The organism is Arthrobacter sp. ISL-30 (genome assembly GCF_018613855.1).
Taxonomy (GTDB): Bacteria; Actinomycetota; Actinomycetes; order Actinomycetales; family Micrococcaceae; genus Arthrobacter.
On the sequence record NZ_JAGGPK010000017.1, the window covers coordinates 75,953 to 90,540 of the forward strand.

Annotated in this window: 16 protein-coding genes; 3 read left to right on the forward strand and 13 right to left on the reverse strand. The window is 62.2% G+C overall.

What is annotated here, in order from left to right:
• The first annotated feature begins 227 nt into the window (after positions 1-227).
• Entirely contained in the window at positions 228-2,582 is a 2,355-nt protein-coding gene (locus J7E82_RS07705; protein WP_214862035.1) for a glycoside hydrolase family 3 N-terminal domain-containing protein, read from the forward strand.
• Here the strand turns inward: J7E82_RS07705 and J7E82_RS07710 are convergent.
• The 7 genes from J7E82_RS07710 to J7E82_RS07740 form a co-directional block, all read right to left on the reverse strand.
• Positions 2,579-3,367 carry a ThuA domain-containing protein gene (locus tag J7E82_RS07710; protein WP_214862036.1) on the reverse strand — a complete coding sequence of 263 codons (789 nt, stop codon included), beginning with the start codon at positions 3,365-3,367 and terminating at the stop codon, positions 2,579-2,581. The two genes, J7E82_RS07705 and J7E82_RS07710, sit on opposite strands and share 4 nt — an antisense overlap.
• A complete protein-coding gene (locus tag J7E82_RS07715; protein WP_308113698.1) occupies positions 3,367-4,461 on the reverse strand; it encodes a Gfo/Idh/MocA family oxidoreductase in 1,095 nt (364 codons plus the stop codon). Before J7E82_RS07715 ends, J7E82_RS07710 begins: the two co-directional genes overlap by 1 nt.
• Positions 4,462-4,557: 96 nt before the next feature.
• Positions 4,558-5,514 carry a carbohydrate ABC transporter permease gene (locus J7E82_RS07720; RefSeq protein WP_214862038.1) on the reverse strand — a complete coding sequence of 319 codons (957 nt, stop codon included), beginning with the start codon at positions 5,512-5,514 and terminating at the stop codon, positions 4,558-4,560.
• On the reverse strand, positions 5,511-6,509 hold the full coding sequence (locus J7E82_RS07725) for a carbohydrate ABC transporter permease (RefSeq protein ID WP_251041582.1): 999 nt from the start codon (positions 6,507-6,509) through the stop codon (positions 5,511-5,513). Before J7E82_RS07725 ends, J7E82_RS07720 begins: the two co-directional genes overlap by 4 nt.
• 2 nt (positions 6,510-6,511) lie before the next feature.
• Entirely contained in the window at positions 6,512-7,861 is a 1,350-nt protein-coding gene (locus J7E82_RS07730; RefSeq protein ID WP_251041583.1) for an ABC transporter substrate-binding protein, read from the reverse strand.
• Between the two features lie 226 nt (positions 7,862-8,087).
• A complete protein-coding gene (locus J7E82_RS07735) occupies positions 8,088-9,086 on the reverse strand; it encodes a LacI family DNA-binding transcriptional regulator (RefSeq protein ID WP_214862039.1) in 999 nt (332 codons plus the stop codon).
• A 169-nt stretch (positions 9,087-9,255) separates the two neighbouring features.
• Complete coding sequence (locus J7E82_RS07740; protein WP_214862040.1) at positions 9,256-9,945, reverse strand: hypothetical protein; 690 nt, start codon at positions 9,943-9,945, stop codon at positions 9,256-9,258.
• Between the two features lie 72 nt (positions 9,946-10,017).
• Here J7E82_RS07740 and J7E82_RS07745 point away from each other — a divergent pair, with 72 nt between their 5' ends.
• The gene (locus J7E82_RS07745; RefSeq protein WP_214862041.1) at positions 10,018-10,449 is read left to right on the forward strand and encodes a VOC family protein; all 432 of its coding nucleotides are present in this window, start codon (positions 10,018-10,020) and stop codon (positions 10,447-10,449) included.
• Between the two features lie 85 nt (positions 10,450-10,534).
• On the opposite strand, the gene J7E82_RS07750 is transcribed toward J7E82_RS07745, so the two are convergent.
• From J7E82_RS07750 to J7E82_RS07760, 3 genes are all read right to left on the reverse strand, one after another.
• Entirely contained in the window at positions 10,535-10,690 is a 156-nt protein-coding gene (locus tag J7E82_RS07750) for a hypothetical protein (protein WP_214862075.1), read from the reverse strand.
• 95 nt (positions 10,691-10,785) lie between these two features.
• Positions 10,786-11,736, reverse strand: coding sequence for a hypothetical protein (locus J7E82_RS07755; RefSeq protein ID WP_214862042.1), 951 nt, complete (start codon positions 11,734-11,736; stop codon positions 10,786-10,788).
• Position 11,737: 1 nt separating this feature from the next.
• The gene (locus J7E82_RS07760) at positions 11,738-12,247 is read right to left on the reverse strand and encodes an RNA polymerase sigma factor (RefSeq protein WP_214862043.1); all 510 of its coding nucleotides are present in this window, start codon (positions 12,245-12,247) and stop codon (positions 11,738-11,740) included.
• 159 nt (positions 12,248-12,406) lie between these two features.
• Between J7E82_RS07760 and J7E82_RS07765 the strand changes: the two genes are divergently transcribed.
• Positions 12,407-12,718, forward strand: coding sequence for a hypothetical protein (locus tag J7E82_RS07765; protein WP_214862044.1), 312 nt, complete (start codon positions 12,407-12,409; stop codon positions 12,716-12,718).
• A 29-nt stretch (positions 12,719-12,747) separates the two neighbouring features.
• Here J7E82_RS07765 and J7E82_RS07770 read toward each other — a convergent pair whose 3' ends face one another.
• The 3 genes from J7E82_RS07770 to J7E82_RS07780 are packed head-to-tail and all read right to left on the reverse strand — an operon-like array spanning position 12,748 to position 14,512.
• Entirely contained in the window at positions 12,748-13,140 is a 393-nt protein-coding gene (locus J7E82_RS07770; RefSeq protein WP_214862045.1) for a VOC family protein, read from the reverse strand.
• Between the two features lie 21 nt (positions 13,141-13,161).
• The gene (locus tag J7E82_RS07775; protein ID WP_214862046.1) at positions 13,162-13,737 is read right to left on the reverse strand and encodes a hypothetical protein; all 576 of its coding nucleotides are present in this window, start codon (positions 13,735-13,737) and stop codon (positions 13,162-13,164) included.
• A gap of 49 nt (positions 13,738-13,786) precedes the next feature.
• Positions 13,787-14,512, reverse strand: coding sequence for a DUF624 domain-containing protein (locus J7E82_RS07780; RefSeq protein ID WP_214862047.1), 726 nt, complete (start codon positions 14,510-14,512; stop codon positions 13,787-13,789).
• Positions 14,513-14,588: the final 76 nt, after the last annotated feature.

A 14,588-nucleotide genomic window follows, 5' to 3' on the forward strand; every position in this document is an offset into this window, starting at 1 on the left:
CTGAACTCTCTCCGTCTTTGCAGTGAATCGGCTGGCTGGTTTCGGTTTTGCGTCCGAAACTTTCTAAGTTGTCCACGAACTTTCTGTGGCTCTTGCGGGGCGTTTTTCCCGCGTCCCGTCAACGGTAGAAATCTTATCGCCGCTAAGTCAAGGGTTTCTGAGTCTAGAAAGTAAATATAAGTTTCTGATAGTTTCTAAGAAACGTACTGCAGACCTAGGAGACGCCCGTGACTAGCGGAGCCGCTGAACAGCAAGCCCTCCCCCGCCTGGCTGGCGATGACGTCGTCGAACGCCTTGTGAGTGAGATGACGCTCGAGGAGAAGCTGGCCCAGCTGGTGGGCGTTTGGGTCAATGCCTCCATCGACGGCGACTCCGTGGCGCCGCTGCAGAACGAGATGGCCAGCGACAACCGTTCGTGGGAAGAGGTGATCTCCAACGGCCTGGGCCAGATCACGCGCATGTACGGCACCAATCCCCTCGAGCCGCTGGAGGGGGCGCGCCGGCTGCAGAGTGCGCAGGAACAGATCATGGCCGCCTCGCGCTTCGGCATTCCTGCGCAGGTTCATGAGGAATGCCTCGCCGGGCTCGCCGCCTGGAAGGCCACGGCGTTCCCCGTGCCGCTGGCATGGGGTGCGACTTTTAACCCTGCGCTTGTCCGGCGCATGGCTGGGGTGATCGGCGAGCAGATGCGATCCTTGGGAATTCACCAGGGCCTGGCTCCCGTGCTGGATGTGGTGCGCGACCTGCGCTGGGGCCGGGTGGAGGAAACTATCGGCGAGGATCCGTACCTGGTGGGAACCGTTGCCACTGCCTACGTTCAGGGCCTCGAGGAAGCCGGGATTGTGGCCACGCTCAAGCACTTCGTGGGCTACTCCGCGTCGCAGGCCGGCCGCAATCACGCGCCCGTTTCCATGGGTCCGCGCGAGCTCGCCGACGTGATGCTTCCCCCCTTTGAGATGGCGGTGCGGCACGGCGGAGTCCGTTCGGTGATGCATGCGTATACCGACGTCGACGGCGTTCCGGCGGCGGCCAATCGCGAACTGCTTACTGGGCTGCTTCGGGAGAAGTGGGGCTTTGAGGGGACCGTGGTGGCCGACTACTTTGGCGTGGCGTTCCTGAACGTCATGCACGGGGTGGCTGCCGATCTGGGCGACGCAGCAGTCCTGGCTTTGTCGGCTGGAGTGGATGTTGAGTTGCCTTCTGTGAACGCCTTTGGGCGGCCGCTGCTAGAGAAGATCCGTTCGGGTGAGCTGGATGAGTCGGTTGTTGATATCGCCCTACGGCGGGTGCTTCTTCAGAAGGAGCAGTTAGGGTTGTTGTTCTCCGACTTTGATCCGGCGCCGTCTGTCCTTGCTGCTGGATCTGTTGACGTGGATCCTGTGGAGAACCGTGAACTTGCCCGCGAGATCGCCGCGCAGTCGCTGGTGCTGTTGAACAACAGGATGTACGACGGCGGGCCGGCTCTTCCGCTGTCGGCTTCCGGTCCTGGTTCCATTGGCGTGGTCGGTCCACTGGCCCAAGACCCGTTCGCGATGCTGGGATGCTACTCATTCGATGCGCACGTGGGCGTCTCCCATCCTGACGTTCCGATGGGCATCCGGATTCCAACGGTGGCCCAAGTTGCTTCCGAACGCTTCCGTGATGTGCGGAGTGCGGCGACCGGAAACTGCGAGGCCATCATCGAGGAGCAGATCGCTGAAGCCTGCAGCATCGCCGCGTCTTTCGAGAACTGCGTGATTGTGGTGGGTGACAATGCCGGCCTCTTCGGCCGCGGCACTTCCGGTGAGGGCAATGACGCGGCCGACCTCCAACTACCCGGCGACCAGCACCGGATGCTGGACCAAATCCTCACCGCAGCGTCCGCAGCCCAGACGCGTACCGTCCTCGTAGTTCTGGCCGGACGTCCTTACGCCCTGGGTGACTTCGCCGAACGTGCCGACGCCATTGTCCAGGGTTTCTTCCCGGGCGAAGAAGGTGCTGAAGCGTTGTGGGATGTGCTGACCGGCGTCGTCAATCCTTCCGGCAAGCTGCCGGTCTCCATCCCCCGGACCCCAGGCGGACAACCGGGCACCTACCTGCACAGCAGGCTGGCTGGCCAGTCCGGCGTCAGCTCCCTGGACCCGTCGCCGCTATACGGCTTCGGGCATGGGCTGTCCTACACGTCGTTCGAATTCTCGGACCATTCCCTCAGCGGGCCCACAATGTCGACATCGGACGCGGTCACCGTAAGCTGCACCGTGACGAACAGCGGCTCGGTAGGCGGTGCGGAGGTGGTGCAGTTGTACCTGGAGGATCCGGTGGCCGAAGTTGTCCGCCCAGTGCGGGAGCTGATCGGCTACGCCCGAGTAGAGCTGGCCGCCAGCGCATCGGCGAGGGTGGAGTTCACCGTCCACGCAGACCACACGTCCTTCACCGGTGTGGACCTTGAACGCTTAGTCACCCCAGGCCTAGTCAAGCTGCACGTGTCAACTTCGAGTACCGAAGACGTGCACACCCACGAGCTGATCCTTCATGGCGAGCGGCGCGTGGTGGGCTACGAGCGGGAGATGCTGACGCCGGTGACGGTGACCCCCCTGCCCTAGCGGGAAGCTGCGGCTGTTACTGCAGATTCCAGTTGGGCTGCGGGCTCGAACCACCCGACCGGGCGCATACTCACCTCCGGGGCCGAGCGGTGAAGCCCAGGCTGAGCCGCCCAGCGGACGCCATTCGCAAGGACCCGCTGGATCTGCGGATGGTGGTACACCGGGTACTCCTGGTCACCGGGGCTGAAGTAGAAGATGCGCCCCTTGCCTCGGGTGAATGTGACGCCCGAGCGGAACACTTCACCACCGGCGAAGGAACTGATGAAGATCAGGTCGTCGGGGTCTGGAATGTCGAACAGCTCCCCGTACATCTCCTGCTCGGGAATGACGATGGGGCTGTCCACGCCTTCGGCGATGGGATGCGAAGGCTTCACGGTCCACACGAGTTCGCGTTCGCCGTCGTTCCGCCATGCCAGGGAGCAGCTGGTCCCCAGCAGCCGGGTGAAAACTTTGGCGAAGTGCCCCGAATGGAGCACGATCAGCCCCATGCCGCCCAGGACGTGCCGGTGGACGCGTTCGACGACGGCGTCGCCCACCTCGGCGTGGGCCTTGTGGCCCCACCACAGTAAGACGTCCGTCTCCGCGAGCGTTTCTTCGTCGAGGCCATGTTCATCGTCGGTGGCGAGCACTGCCGTCGTAATTTCCGCTTCCGGATGGTAGGAGCGCAGCCCGGCTGCGATGGCACCGTGGATTCCGTCGGGGTAGATGTCTCCGATGTGGGACGGCTCGTTGAGGGCCTCGTGGACGCCTTCGTTCCAGACCCGGATTCTCAGTTTGTCGTTCATTAGAGACGAACCTCCGTCTGTTCCCGTGCCGACTGGTAGCACGCGTCGATGATCTGTGCGCGGTAAAGAGCCTGGGATCCGTCGTGCTCACCCCAGACTTCCTCACCGCCACGAATAGCCGTGACGAAGTCTTCGACAACGGCCTGGTGGGCACGGCCGGGCAGCGCCTGTGGAACGTAGTCGGCGTTCTCGCCATCCCGTTCAGTGAAGACACTCAGTTTGCCGACGGGTGCCAGTGGGTTGCCCTGCGCTTTGAGTTCCGCGCCGCCGTCGGTCCCGTAGACCATGAAGTCCAGCAGGTCGTCCGTTTCCCGGTAGCTTGCCCATCCGGCCTCGATAAGTAGCGTGGCTCCGCCCTCAAGGCGGAGGAACGCGGAGGCGAAATCTTCCACTTCGAATGCATGGCTTGTGGCCATGGCGGAGTAGCGGTTGTTGCCGCCCCGCCCGCGGGGACCTAGCTCTGCGTGGGTGGTGGCAGATACGGCCACTACTTTCGGTTCGCCGAGGAGGTGCAAGGCGTAGTCGAGCGCGTGCACACCGATGTCCGCCAGCGGTCCGCCGCCGGCAAGTTCGGGGTTGGTGAACCAACTGCCGAGCGTCGGGATGCCTGAGCGGCGCAGCCACGAGGCCTTGGCGTAGTACGGGCGTCCGAGCCCGCCGTCGTCTATCACTTCCTTCAGTGCCTGGATGTCACCGCGGCGGCGGTGATTGAATGCCACGTCGAGGATGCGCCCGGCCTTCCGGGCTGCGTCCACCATGGCCTGGCCTTCGGCGGCGTTGCGGGCGATCGGCTTCTCGCTGAGCACATGAAGACCGCGCTCAAGGGCGGCGATGGCAATGGGGGCGTGCAGGAACGTCGGCACGGCGACGCTGATGGCATCCAGGCCACCGTGCTCCAGCATCTCTTCCCAATCGGCAAAGGCCTTCGGAATCGAATATTCGGCCTGCAACGACTCGCGAAGATCCTGTTCCATGCCGGCCACCGACACGATCCTGACGCCCTCAAGGGAGGCGTAGGCCTTCAGATGCTGTTGGCCTGCCCAGCCAATGCCGACGACGCCGACCCTCAGTTCCCGGGCTCGTGGCTCTTCCACTGGAGGGGATTGCGGACTGGGCGACTGCTCGTTGCTCACGGATGTTTCCTTTTCTTTGAGTGTGTGTTTGGTGTCTTGAGTCGGTGTTGGGGCTGGTTAGCCTTTGACCGCGCCGGCGGTCATGCCGGAGACGATGCGCTTCTGGCACACCAGGACGAGGACGACGAGCGGGACGGTGATGATCACCGAAGCGGCACTGATGGTGCCGAGGGGCTGGTCGAACTCACTTGTGCCGTTGAAGAACGCGATCGCCACAGGAACCGGTCGGGCCGCGGGCGAGGTGGTCAGCGTGACGGCAAGTAGGAACTCGTTCCATACCGAGATGAATACGAGGATGGCAGTGGTTGCAAGACCCGGAACCGCGAGGGGGAGGATTACTTTCCGGAACGCCTGGAACGGGGAAGCACCGTCAATGTAGGCAGACTCTTCGAGCTCGCGCGGGATCTCCCGGAAGAACGAAGTCAGGGTATAGATGGCCAAGGGCAGCGCGAAGGTGAGCTTCGGAATGATGAGGCCCGGAAGCGTGTCATAAAGGCCGATCTCGCGCCAAATGGAGAACATCGGCGCGGCGATCGCGATGGCCGGGAACGTTGTGACGGACAGGATGAGCGTCAGGATGAGCCCCTTGCGGCGCATCTTTAGCCGGGCCAGGGCATAGGCGGCGAACGAGGCGAAAATAAGCGCCACACATGTAGTGACGACGGCGATAATCACCGAGTTGCGCATGGCCAGGAGGAATTCGGAACTGCCGAACACGGAGACGTAGTTGTCCAGCGTCGGTTGGCTGGGGAACAGCTCGCCCTCCCCCAGGCTGGATCCCGTCTTGAGGGAGGTATTGATCAGCCAGTAAAAAGGCACCAGCGAGAAGGACATGACTGCCACGACGAACACCCAGACGAGCGGGTGGAGGCGGGCTTCACCCCGCAAGCGGCGCTTGCCGGGACCAAACTTTCCCGGCCGGCGCCCGGGACCCAAGGAGGCGACGCCCCTTCGGGTTGGATGTGAACGGTCGGCGCGTGCCGCCGTCGTGCCTGTTGCGGTGACAGTGCTCATTGGTCCTCCTTGGCGACCTCGCGGATGTTTCCACCGGCGAAGCGGATGTACACGATCGAGACAGCCATGACCGTGAGGAACGTCAGTATGGACAGCGCCGAGCCCTCGCCTATCAGGCGGTTTTCCCGCAGCTGGCTATAGGCGAGCATGGACATCGACTCCGTGCCATTGGCGCCGCGGGTCAGGACGAACGGCAGGTCGAAGACCCGGAGGGCGTCCATGGTGCGGAAGATGGCGGCCAGGACGATCGCCGGACGAAGCAGCGGCAAGGTGATGTGCACGAAGGTTTGCCATTTCCCAGCGCCGTCGAGCTCCGCTGCCTCATAGGTCTCCGCGGAAATGACCTGGAGGCCGGCCAGGATGAGCAGCGCTGCGAAGGGCGTGGTCTTCCAAACGTCCGCAAGGACGATTACGGCCATTGCATAACCTTGTTCACCGAGCCAGGCCACGTCGCCGCCCGGAAGCCCGAGGGCCGACAGCACGTTGGTCACCAGTCCAAGGTTGGGCTGGAACATGGTCTCCCAGGTGATGGCACTGACCACGGTGACGATCGCGTACGGCAGCAGGACCACGGTTCGGAGGAGGGCCCTGCCTTTGAATGCAAGGTTGAGGAGGAGCGCCATGGCGGTGCCGAGAACCAGCTCCAGGGAGACTGAGAGCCCGGCGAAAAGGAACGTCTGCCCAAACGCCGCCCACCATTCATGACTTGCAAGCGCTGAACTGTAGTTGTCCAGTCCCACGAAACGTGAGAGGCCGGCAGTCCGGACGCTGTACTGGTTGAGCGAAAGCCAGAGGGCGTACCCGATCGGCACAGCCGCCACGAGCGCCATCAGGATCAGGGACGGTGCCGTCATGCGGACAGCGAGCCGCCGCTCCGCGCGGTCCCGGACATTGGTGCCGGAAGCTTTGAGGCCGGAACGTCCGAGGCTGGTACGTCTTTTGCTGCGAACGTCGCCGGCCGGACGCGGGCCGGGAGAAAGTGTCTTGAGGGTCATGATTAGAAGCTCGCTTTAGCAGTCTTGATCTCCTCGGCCATCTTCTTCACGGCCTCATCCGTGCCGACGGTCCCGGAGAGCACGGCGTAGACGTTTTTATGGATCGCTTGGGAGATCTGCGGGTAGACGGGAGAGACCGGGCGTGGCTTGGCGCCCTTGACGGAAGCCAGCAGCTCCTTCGCGAACGGCATTTTGGCGAGGACAACGGGGTCGGAGTAGGCCGCCTCGTTGACCGGAGCCTGCGAGAAGTCGATGGCAACGTGCTTCTGCCACTCAGGGGTCGTGGCGAAGTTGATGAAGGAGACGGCGGCGCCCGGGTTGGTCGAGTGCACCGAAATTCCGAGGTTCCATCCGCCGAGCACGCCGCTAGCCTTCGAGGATCCGTCGAAGGAGGGAAGCGGGGCCACGTCGAAGGTGCCGGCAAGCTTCGTTGCGTTCAGGAGCCGGTAGACGTGCGGCCAGTTGCGCTCGTAGCCGTAGTCGCCGGACTCGTAGGCCAGGCGGGTTGCGTCCTCGTTATAGGTGAGCACGGCGCGGTCGGCGGAGCCCTTCTCTAGGCCCTCAGCCATGAAGTCCAGGACTTTCCGGGTTTCAGGGGAGTCCACTTTGACCTCGCCCTTCTCATCCAATACTTCGCCCCCTGCGCTGTACAGCAGTTCAAGGAAGTTCACAGTGAGTCCCTCATACTGCTTGCCTTGGTACACATAGCCGTTGCCCGGCGCCTTGGCAGCGTCCGCATAGAGCTGGGTCCACGTCTCAGGCCTGGAGACCCTGTTCTTGGAGTAGTAGATGAGTCCCGCGTTGGTGAAGAACGGCGAACCCCAGTACTTGTCCTCGAACTTGGTGGTCTCCAGCGTGGAGGGGATGAGCCGGTCCTTATTGGCCTCTACGAGCTTCGTCTGGTCAAGCAGCCAGCCCTGGGAAGCGAACTCCGACGTCCAGATGACGTCCAGGAGGAAGATGTCGCATTCCGTCGACTTACCTTCGAGGCGCTGCACGGCCTGGGTACGGGCCTCGTCCGTGGTGGCGCCGATTTCGGTGAATTTCGCCGTAATTCCGGGGTTTTCCTTGGTGAAAGCGGCGGCCGTGCCCCTGTAGATGCCGCTAGCGTCCTTCCCTCCGCAGATGTTCAGGTTCCCGGAGGCATTAGCGGCCGACGCCGGATCTGCAGCTGCCGCGTTTTCCGTTCCCTGGGAGGCCGGACCACCACCGCAGCCGCTCAGCAGCAGGACTGCGGTTAGAGCCGCCGCGGCCATCGTGATGTGCCGCCTGCTGTGCGGAGTTGAGCAGCCGGTGATCGTCTTTGTGGCAGCGGCCACTCGCATCGGAATAGAGCTTGGAGTGAAGTCCAAAATGGCTCCTTTGAGGTCTGTGGGAAGTCGCGGAGGGCAGCGGCGAGGCTGCCCGAGCACTGCGACGTGGCTTCTTTGCCTATATTTGGAATCGATTCCAAATTTGAAGCAAGTGACTCCTCTTTGAAGTTTGGAATCGATTCCAAATGAGTGTGACAGGCACCACGTAGAGCTGTCAACTCTCCCCGGGAAGGATTGTCACTGGCTCTCTCTAGCCTGAACTCATTTACGCCTTGGTCGAGCCGCGAACCACGAGCTCGTGAGGGAGGAAGAGCCGGCCGCGGCGATGTGCGCCGGCAACAGTCATCCGCTCAAGGAGTGATTCAAATGCCACTTGGCCCATGTCGTAGGCCGGCTGCCTGATCGTCGTCAATTCCGGAATGCACATTTCCGCCTGCACTGAGTCGTCAAAGCCTGCTACGGCAATGTCGTCCGGGACTCGAAGGCCGGCGTCGGTGATTTCGCGGACGCATCCGGCCGCGACGGTATCGCTGCCACAGAACACCGCGTCGGGAAGCGGACCCGTCTCCAGCAGTTTCCTGGTCAGCCTGCGCCCAGCATGGAAGTCGAAATCACCTTCGACGAACAGCATCTGGTCCGGCGACAAATCCGCCTCCGCGGCCGCCTGGCGAAAGCCTGCCTCCCGGAGCCGGCCGGAGCGGGCCGCCCTGTTCCCGATCATGGCCAGCCTTTGGTAACCCGTCTCAATCAAGTGGCGCGTGATGTCGAAAGCGGCCTGGCGGTCGTCGATGGACACTCCGAATGCCGCCTCGGAATCGGCAATCTCGCAGACTTGGACGACGCTAAATTGCTCGGCTAGTGTCTCGACGTCGTCATCGGACATCGTTGGCGAAAACAGGATCAACCCGTCCACGGAGCTGTTGCGCAGCATGTCCACCAATTGCTGCTCCCGTTCGAGGTCCCCGGAAGTTGGTGCAATGAGACTGACATAGCCCGACAACGCTGCGGCGTCCCCAACCCCGCGGAAGACTTCACTGATGACGGGCGAGTTTAGGTTCTTGGCAAGGGCCAGAATGCGCATGGTCCGGTCCCTGCGCAGGTCTCGGGCGGAGGCGAGGGGGCGGTAGTTGAGCTGGCGGATGGCTGTGGTTACTTTTTCCTTGCTCGACTCACTCACAGCCGGGCTTCCGTTCAGGACGCGGGACACCGTCCCTACAGATACTCCTGCCGTTTTGGCGACTTCCTGGACTGTCGCTCTCGCCATTGGATTTGTCCTTCCGCCACCTGGGATGGTGGTCCTTGCCGCCATGCCCCTGCCGGGCTTCGCCGGGGTTTCCTCAGCATAGCCGTACAGCGATAGACCGAGTCGATATGGGCAGGCGCTCCACGCGCCGCCCCCGCACATCTGCGACGCAGCTAATCTCTTGCCCGTATCAAGCGAGTCGGACATCCGTGTCCGGATCTTTTCGGGCGTCGATCATTCCGGCGATCTTCTCTTCCAGCGCTGCAACGGTCGCCTCGGGCAGGACGATCAGTCCATCGAGTTCTCGCCGCGCGCGCTTGTACGCCGTCTGCCGTTCTGCTGGGGTGGCGGCGCTATCCTCAGCTATCTTCAGCAGCTTTCTGGCGGTCGCCAAACGTTGACGTTCGGGGCCCGTGAACTTCCCGTCCCTGATGCGCTTGGCTTCCCGCTCTGCGACGTCGAATGCCACCTCAAAGTTGTGCACGGCGGCTCGATACTCAGCCAGCCGGGCCGGCGTCGTAATGTCTTCCGGGGAGGCGGGTCGCATCCCGTCAGCTTCTTTCTTGGCCCGAAGGAACGCGACCGTGAGTGGCTCCCGCACATCCGTCATGAGGGGGAAGTCGATGAGGTTTCCGACGTCGAGCTCATAGTCCAGCCAGCGGTGATTAACGGAATCGTGCGCCGCTATCAGCGAGACGACTTCGGCTTGGCTGGCTTGTTCTGCTTGCACCGCGTGGTTCTTGAGCTTGTAGAGTTCTACGCGGCGGCGGTGCCGGCGTTCGCTGGCCCTGGACCAAGACCTGGCCCACCCGCCGATCATTCCGCCAATGGGAAAGATGAGCCACCAGAAGCGGCCGAGAAAATCGAAAAAATCTTCCACACGTCAATCCTCCCATCGGCTCGGACACGCCCTCAAGGACACGAAGACCGGACACCCCGCTAGCATTCCCCTATGGATCAACAACTGCACTTCATCACGTTCGCAACTGAGAACCTCGACCGTGCACGCGCTTTCTACAAGGAGGGCCTCGGCTGGGATCCGCTGATGGACGTCCCAGGGGAGATCATCTTCTTCCAGGTCGCGCCGGGGGTGGTGCTCGGACTCTTTGACGCCGAGAAATTCGACGAAGACCTGGTCAGCGCGGAGAAAACGAGCGGCGTCAGCGGCGTGACGCTCTCGCACAACGTCGGGAGTGCACCCGAAGTGTCCAGCACGATCGAGAAGCTGGTAGCAGCCGGCGCCACAGTACTAAAGCCTGCCCAGGCCGGGGCATTCGGCGGCATTTTCCACGGCCACGTCAAGGATCCGAATGGCATCATCTGGGAGATCGCGCACAACCCGGGCTGGCGCATCGATAACGAGGGCAAGGTGGTGTTCGCATGACTTCCCGCCCGACGAAGTTCGCCTGATCACCAGCACGGATGCATGTACTTAATCGACCCGAAGGTCCGGGCTGGTAGCCCGACCTTCAGCCTGCCGTCGTCAATCTTTTGCTGCCCGGATGGCGCGTCGCACCGCCGAACCCAGGACGGAGATCACCGGGACCAGGCACACCAGTGCCGTACGCCCTGGAGACGCCGGTGTTTCTGAACGTGTCCACGAGGGAGGAGAAGGTATCAGCCATGCGTCCACCTAGGCTCGGCCCCCAGCGATCGCTAGAGACCCGTCTTGCCCATTAGAGCCCGAGCTCAGTCAGGATGATTGGCGGTGCAGTCCGGACTACTGGTAGTTCAGGCTCAGGAGCAGCGCCTTCAACTGGGCATACTGTTCGGTAGCCATCCACTCTCGGGCTGCGTCAGGTGTTGCGAAAGCGGGCTGCTTTTCAAAGTCGAACACCACGTAGGCCGACATGATCCCGTTGGGCAGGGGAATCTGGTTGGACCCGGAACTGGTCTCCCCGGACTGGAACTCGGAGGCACGGCGGACGTCCATGAAGTAGTAGACGGGCCCGTCTGCAGTCTCAGTCGGGGCCGGCATTCCTTCGTATGTGACGGGAAGGATTTGGTCTGAGGCGAAGCCGAACTCCACTGGATTCCCTGCCGCCTCAGTGATGCCCGAGACGGGGGCGTGGTCCAAAACCGTCCGCTTGACCCGGCCAGCCGCGCCGTCGCCGTACATCCCGCTGAATATCCTGGCCACCTCGGCGCCAGAGCTGTCGCTCACGACGGCAATGACTGCACCGGCCTTGTCCTGCTCGTTCAGATAGGGGCCCTGTTCGATCCTGACGGTCCAACCTTCCGGATACTTGAACGAGATGTGTCCGTCGGGGAAGGCGAAGGTTTGCTGCACGACAGCTGCTGCTGACGGTGTCTCCGAAGGTACTGTTTGGGTCGGGGTCGCCGAAGGTGCCGTTTGCGTCGCTGTCGCCGAAGGTACGGTTTGCGTCGAAGTGACGGTGGTAGCCGGTGCCGGGGTGGAAGACACTTGACCGAAGTTGGAAGCTACCAAAATGCCGCCGGTGACTGCCGCCGCTCCCAACGCCAGCGCCCCCGCAATCCGGAATCGCCTGCGCCTGCGGTCCTCCAGCGGGGTGACACCCGCCGTCGGGCCATCAGTAAAGACCACAGGCCCAGTCAGCATCCGGTGCAGGGCCTCCTCGCCGTCGACCATCACCTGCGGTTCGGCCTTTAGCGGATCGATTGCGGAAATCTGGTTCTTGATCGGATCCATTTCAGGCACCCATCCTCTGTGTGGTCGATTCTGAGCCAGCCGGCATTTGCTTCCGGAACGCGGCCCTGGCGCGATGCAGACGGACTTTGGCGGCGGACTCACTGCACTGCAGTACACGCGCAATTTCGGAGCAGCCCAACTCCTCCCAGTAGGCCAATTGAAGGATTTCCCTGTCCTGGCCACGCAACCGGGCCATGGCATCCTGGACAGCCACGTTCTCTGAGTCCTCGCCAAAGCGGAGTGCGACGTCGTCCCGCAACTTTTCATGGAGTGCTTGCTGCCTCTCCCGGCTCCTGTAGGCATTCCCAATGAGATTTCGGGCTATGGAGAGCAGCCATGCGGATTCCGGGCGGGTCCTTTCGGTCCATTTCTGCCACACGACACGGAAAACGTCGGCAGCGATTTCCTCGGCTATTTCGACGGATTCGACGCGCCGCCGGACAAATCTGAAAACTAACGGATAACTGTCTTTGTGAATGGCGATAAACGCCAGCTCACGCTCGGAAAGCACAATGTCCCCCTCAAAGGCCGGAACTGCAGGATATCCATATAGTTTCCGGCCACACGCCAATGGTTACTCATGGGAGTTCGAAAGGTGGCGAAATTCTGTCTCAATGCCTGTGCCCCGACCAACATCAGTCGGGCTGTGCAAACGCGGGATAATGGAACTGTGAGCGATCAGGACCTTTGGGATGAGTTCGATAGCCTCAAGCCCGCAGCTCCGGACCGCGTGCCTGGTTATCCCGGCGGGGAGCCCCAGGGATTTGGGTTCCGAACAGGCGTGCGCAGTGCAAAGGTGGCTGTCGGCTTCGCTGTGTATGCGCTGGTCCTGGGGACATCGCTCGTCCTTATCGGGGCCGTCACCTTCGTCAGTACCGGCCAATGGCTGCTGCTTGGATTGATGGTGCTGATCGAGGCCGTCTTCGTGTTCGGCTTCCTCCGACTTATAGCCCAAGCACGCAACCGGCGGTCCGCCCAATAGCCGGAGAATTCCACGATTCCGTCTTTTAGCTACTCGCGGCCGCTCGCGAGCGGATCTGCCGGCGGAGCCTCCGCCAGCGACAACCTGTTGCTGTCCGGGTCCAGAACAACAACGTGGCGCACGCCGTTACCGTAGGTCTCCACCGGCTCATGCTCGACGCCGAAGGCTGCGAGGCGGGCCAGAATTCCGTCCAGGCCTTCCACACCGAGCGTCAGCAGGGCATGGCCGGCGCGGTCGGGGTCCTCGTCAATAAAGATCCAGGCAGACTCATTGATCTGCCACAGGGCTTCGCTGTCAATGACCTCATCAGCCGGACGGCCAAAGAATACCTCGAACCATTTCAGGGCAGCCGCCCTGTCCGTCACAGGAACACCTGCATACAAGTGCGTCACCGATACCGTCATGCCGGGTAGTTTAGCCACGCGTAGACGGTAGATACACGCCTACTTCACCCAGCCGACCTTCGGAAGCCAGCCCGTGAGGATGGGCAGAACCACTGAACTCTGCATGGCCCCGAGGTGATCCAGGCCGGGAAGCACCTCGACGTCCCATCCGGACTCTATGAGCGCATCCTTGTGTGTAGCCAAGGATTCTCCAATCTTCACTTGAACGTCCCCCCATCTCTGTCCGTAATCGATGCGGTCGTCCGCTCCGGCGAAGACGAGCTTTGGCAAGTCCCGGGGGATCGAGGCGGCAAAGTCGTCAAAGTCCTGAAGGGCTTCATAGTCAGCTATGGCAAGGAAATCAGCCGCGACATTCTCGGGAGTGAGCGTATCTGGTGCCGGGTGAGCCATCCGATGACCTTCGTAGTCGGCCGCGATCACCCGATTCGATCTTGAAAGCCCATTGACCAAGTTGGGACCCAGATCAGGATCCCCACCCCATTGGCGCATCGTCTCGGCTTCCTCCGGTGCATACTGATCGAGACGGGCAGGCACTAACAGCGCAGGTCCGTCGCCCTGAACCGCGACCTGGATGGTCGTGCCATCGTGCAAAATGGCGACAGCAGAATCAATCATGGCTTCTCCCCCGTGCGTACAACTTCGACAGGTTTAAGAATGTCACGAGCTACCCAACCGTCACCGTGAACTTCTCTTCAACAACCCTTAGCAGCGGCCGGGAGTTCAGGCAGATCAGGTAGACCATGGGCCCGGCGATAAACAGAATCAGGAACACGCTGGTAACCGTCAGCAGGAACGCGGTGACGAACAGGATGCCCGCGTTACCCACGGAAACCCGCTTCTGGGCGCCGAGGCAAAACAGCGAGATCCGGAGCAGATCCCGGGTCCGAAACGTGAACCTGGACAGCAGCAACAAAGCCGTCACGCCGGCGGTGCACACCATTAGGCCCAACACCAGCAGGCCGATTCGAACGGCACTGCCGGCCGGATTGCCCGGGTCAATTGTGGCGGGCAGCAATGCCAGGTTGAACACGACGACGGCCAGCAGCACCAGGTACGGCAGCCACACGGCGAGCGCAGGACGAAAGTTCTCGCGATAGCCGCGGAGGAAGTCTAGAGAAACGCCAGTCTCATGCCCGAGCAGCAGCCTGTTGAATGCGTACATGGCCGCCGTCAGGGACGGGCCCAGCAGGGCGAACGCCACAAGCACCAACACGATCCCCGCCACTGAACCTGCTGCGCCACCCACATTCGCCACGCTCATCAGCACAGGAGAAAGCACCAACAGCACGTTGGCCAGGACCAGCAGTGCGTCCCCCATCACGACGCCGTAAACCACGCCGGCCGCCTTGAACAAGGGACCAGAGCCGTACTCCGCCTTTTTTTGAACCACCGAGTGCCTTTCCCTAGCCTTGGCAGCTTTGACCTTCTTTGACAGGAACGCGGCGGCGACACGCCGGAAAGGCGGA